The 3,634-nt window shown below is 62.5% G+C and carries 6 protein-coding genes; 4 read left to right on the top strand and 2 right to left on the bottom strand.

Annotated features, from left to right (window positions below):
- Both NTX40_08985 and NTX40_08980 read left to right on the top strand, forming a co-directional pair.
- Nucleotides 1-388, top strand: a 388-nt coding sequence (locus NTX40_08985) for a nicotinic acid mononucleotide adenylyltransferase (GenBank protein MCX5649214.1), incomplete at its 5' end; no start/stop codon positions are given.
- 200 nt (nt 389-588) lie between these two features.
- Nucleotides 589-840 (top strand): transposase, encoded by a 252-nt coding sequence (locus NTX40_08980; GenBank protein MCX5649213.1) that lies wholly within the window; start codon nt 589-591, stop codon nt 838-840.
- A gap of 544 nt (nt 841-1,384) precedes the next feature.
- Here the strand turns inward: NTX40_08980 and NTX40_08975 are convergent.
- Together NTX40_08975 and NTX40_08970 are read right to left on the bottom strand one after the other, a co-directional pair.
- On the bottom strand, nt 1,385-2,254 hold the full coding sequence (locus tag NTX40_08975) for a ParB/RepB/Spo0J family partition protein (GenBank protein ID MCX5649212.1): 870 nt from the start codon (nt 2,252-2,254) through the stop codon (nt 1,385-1,387).
- A gap of 11 nt (nt 2,255-2,265) precedes the next feature.
- Nucleotides 2,266-3,009 carry a ParA family protein gene (locus tag NTX40_08970; protein ID MCX5649211.1) on the bottom strand — a complete coding sequence of 248 codons (744 nt, stop codon included), beginning with the start codon at nt 3,007-3,009 and terminating at the stop codon, nt 2,266-2,268.
- Nucleotides 3,010-3,149: 140 nt separating this feature from the next.
- On the opposite strand from NTX40_08970, the gene NTX40_08965 reads away from it, so the two are divergent.
- Complete coding sequence (locus tag NTX40_08965; GenBank protein ID MCX5649210.1) at nt 3,150-3,452, top strand: acylphosphatase; 303 nt, start codon at nt 3,150-3,152, stop codon at nt 3,450-3,452.
- Nucleotides 3,443-3,634: ABC transporter permease (locus NTX40_08960; GenBank protein MCX5649209.1), on the top strand; the 192-nt coding region annotated here is incomplete at its 3' end. The genes NTX40_08965 and NTX40_08960, both read left to right, overlap by 10 nt.

Here is a 3,634-nt window from a genome sequence, read left to right as displayed (position 1 = left end):
GGTTCGCCGGACGGAGCCGTCCTATACGATCCTCACCATCGAGCATTTTGCCCAGACCGTGGGCCCGGACGCCACCCTTTTCCTCGTCCTCGGCGAGGATAACTTGCCGCTCCTCCACACCTGGCACCGCATCGCGGATATTGTCGCCTTGGCGACCCTGGCTATTCTACCGCGACCCGGCCCGAAAGCGTACCACCTCGGTCCCCTCTGCGAGGCCATAGGCGAAGAAACGGTCCGGCGAATCCTCGCCAGCCGCGTTCCCGCCCCCCTTTTGGACATCAGCGGTACGGACATCCGACAAAAGGTCCGCGATGGCCAGCCCATTGCGGGGCTAGTCCCGGCGACCGTCGCCGACTATATCGCACGCCACGGCTTGTACCGCGCCTAGCATCCCTCGACCCCTCTGCCCGGCGGCGACTCAAGCCGAGAGCCGCCCGCGTCTTGGTCCAATTACCATTCGTTTACGGGGGTGGGGAACTCGTCGGACCAGATTGCACTTCAACCAGCCTGCCATCACGGCGGCGCTTCGCCGACCGGCTGCGTTTTACCACGCCATCGGCCAAGGTCTTCCGCAACTGCCTCATTATCTTGAAGCCCGATCTGGGTGAGACCATCGCCGATACCAAGAGCGGCTGGCACTTCCTCGTCTTCCTGATGGTCTTGGTCAAGGCCTACGCCGGGGGAAAGGTCCGACTGGTCTGCGACAAAGGCCGCTTCCACCACACGCATGCTGTACGGCAATGGCTGGAAGCCCACGCGGGCCAACTGACGATCTACTGGCTGCCGCCATACTGTCCGAGTCCCGGCGCGCCGGGATCGAGCGCCTGTGGAGCCATCTGAGACGGACTGTCCTGGCCAACATCCTGTTCGCAACCCTCAACGACTTGGTGCAGGCGTTCCGCTGCGGCGTTGCTTGCGTCAACTGCCACCGCAACAGGATGGGGTTTATGTTCGATCCTGACGACGTTCAGAAAAAAACTGCATGACTTTTTCTGCGGTTCTACTTGGCGAGTGTTCCGTTCCGGCGTCTCCAAGAGAGGCCAGAATTGAATTTGCTGCTCCGATCATCTTTGACTCTGGTCTTTCTGCCAGGTGTTCGCCCCTCTATCATAAACAAGAACAAGGACCAACCACGAACACATCGCAGGAGCGTCGACTGCGGCGAGCCCAGCAGTTGAAAGCCTCTCCCTTCCATTGCGGTTCCCGTTCCTTGCCGTTGTCGTCTCTGGCCATTGTCGCCTGCTGGCGGTGTCCCAGAACCCGCTTGGACCGTAGCAGGCTTTGAATTGGTAGCCGTACTCAAGGAGAATTTCTCTGCCGCGGCGGATACCCCCCCCGTTCATCGCTTACGCCAGACGTTCCACGTGGAACACCGCGGTCCTTCTTATTCGAGGATGCCGAGGATGCGGTCAAGGTCGGCGTGATTGTAGAACTCGATGACAATTCGGCCTGAACCTGGCTTGGGCCCCTCTTCGACGCTCACTTTGGTTCCAAGGGCTTCCCGGAGCCTCGCCTCTACGTCACGGACGCCAGCCGATTTCTCTGTCCTCTTCTTCCCCCGATGAGACGTCACCACGGCACTGACCAGCCGCTCGACCTGGCGAACCGATAGGCCTTCCCGCACGACCCTCTCCGCCACCACCACTTGCCGCTTGCGGTCCTCGATGGCCAGCAGTGCCCGTGCATGGCCCATCGCCACCATCCCACCCCGGACCAGCGCCTGCACCTCGTCCGGCAGTTCCAGGAGGCGGATCATGTTGGCGATCGTGCTGCGGTCCAGGCCGAGCCGGCTGGCGGCGTGTTCCTGCGTCTGGTGCGTGCTCGCAAGGTATGTCCGAAAGCTTTCCGCCTTCTCGATCGGGTCCAGGTCCTCGCGCTGGAGGTTTTCGATGAGGGCGAATTCGAGCATCCGCTCGTCAGGAACCTCCCGTACCACGGCCGGGATTTCCGCCAGTCCTAGTTCCTTGGCCGCCCTCAGCCGGCGCTCCCCCGCAACCACCTGGTACCGGGACCCCGACGGCCTGACCATGATTGGCTGGAGGATCCCATGCTCGCGAATTGACGCTTTCAAGCCTGCCAGTTGCTCGGCGTCCATGCCCTGGCGGGGCTGAAACGGGTTCCCGTCAACCAAACCCACCGGTACGGACGCTGTCGGGCCTCCGCCAAGAACCTCGTCGGTCGTCTCGGCTCGACCGCCGCGCGACAGTCCCTGAAGCAGCCCATCGAGCCCGCGTCCTAAACGCTTCGTTGCCATCGTCTGCGCCCCTATCCTGCCAGACCCCGGTCCATGATTTCCGCAGCCAGAGAGACGTAAGCCCTCGCCCCTCGACTGCGGGGGGCGTATTCGATCACCGAGAGGCAGTGGCTGGGCGCTTCGGCCACGGCCGTGTCCCTCGGGATAACCGTCTCGAGAACAGGCTCTTCAAGTTTTCCACGGACCTCCGCCTCGACCTCGCGGGTGAGGTCTGCGTCCGCGTCATACATCGTCAGGAGGACCCCGCCGATGCGAAGGGAGGGGTTCCCCTGGCTGGCTTGCCGCACGGCCCCGACAAGTTGGACGAGCCCCTCGAGGGGATAGTATTCGCACTGGATCGGGATCAGGACCGTTGCTGATGCCGCCAAGGCATTCTGGGTGAGCGGCCCTAGGGACGGGGGACAATCGATAAGCACGACATCGAAACGTCCCGCTTGAAGGCGTTGCAGATTGTCCCGAAGCCGCGTGTTTCCGAGGCTCCGCTGGGTGGCCCAGTGCTCAAGGTCTCTTCCCGCAGGGATGCAGGAGACACCCTGCCAAGGCGTTCGGACAATGCCCCCATCGGCAGGAATCGTGAAGGCAGCGCTGGTATCTACGGCTTCGGCGCCCATGCCGCTGGTGGCATTCGCCTGGGGGTCCACGTCGACGACGAGGACTCTGCATCCCGCCAGGCCGAAGGCGTGGGCAAGTGTGGTGGCGGTAGTCGTCTTGCCGACGCCGCCTTTCTGATTTGCCACTGCAAGGATGCTGGGCACGGCCTTTTCCCTCAGGGTTGCATTGTAAGCGGTAACGGGCTAGAGGCAACAGAAAACTCTTTGCGGGTCGCCGGCGCGGCGGTTATAATTCAGCGGGCGGGTGTTCCACGTGGAACACGTCCCGTCACGGCGGCCGTCGCATGAAGACTCGCACACACGTCTATTATGGCGGGCAGGTGCAGGGCGTGGGTTTTCGGTACACGGTGGTGCGTCTTGCGCGTGGCCAGGCGGTGACGGGGTTTGTGCGGAATCTCCGGGATGGCCGCGTGGAGTTGGTCGTCGAAGGCGAGCAAGCCGACGTGGGGCGGCTTCTGGATGGGGTTGATCGGATCATGGCCGCTCACATTCATAGCCGTTCGGTAGCCGAGGAGGAACCGACGGGCGAGTTTTCCGGGTTCGACGTGGCATTCGGGGGGCTTTCGGGCGGGTCGCGATGCGGCTAACGGGTATCGTTCTGAACACGTTTCGGGAGACGGTGCGGCGGCCGTTTTACTTCGTTCTAGTGTCGACGGCGGTCGCGTCGCTGGTGATTACGCTGCGGCTGCCCCTCTTTACATTCGGAAGTGATACGGATATGTATAAAGATCTTGGCCTGTCGTTTATTCTCGTGTTCGTGCTGCTGATG

Source organism: Planctomycetota bacterium (assembly GCA_026387035.1).
Classification (GTDB): domain Bacteria; phylum Planctomycetota; class Phycisphaerae; order FEN-1346; family FEN-1346; genus JAPLMM01.
This window is presented reverse-complemented; position numbering and strand designations above follow the sequence as displayed.

Coding starts and splice junctions, on each gene's coding strand:
- NTX40_08975 (MCX5649212.1), bottom strand. CDS start 2,254: ATGGCAACGAAGCGTTTAGGACGCGGGCTCGATGGGCTGCTTCAGGGA.
- NTX40_08965 (MCX5649210.1), top strand. CDS start 3,150: ATGAAGACTCGCACACACGTCTATTATGGCGGGCAGGTGCAGGGCGTG.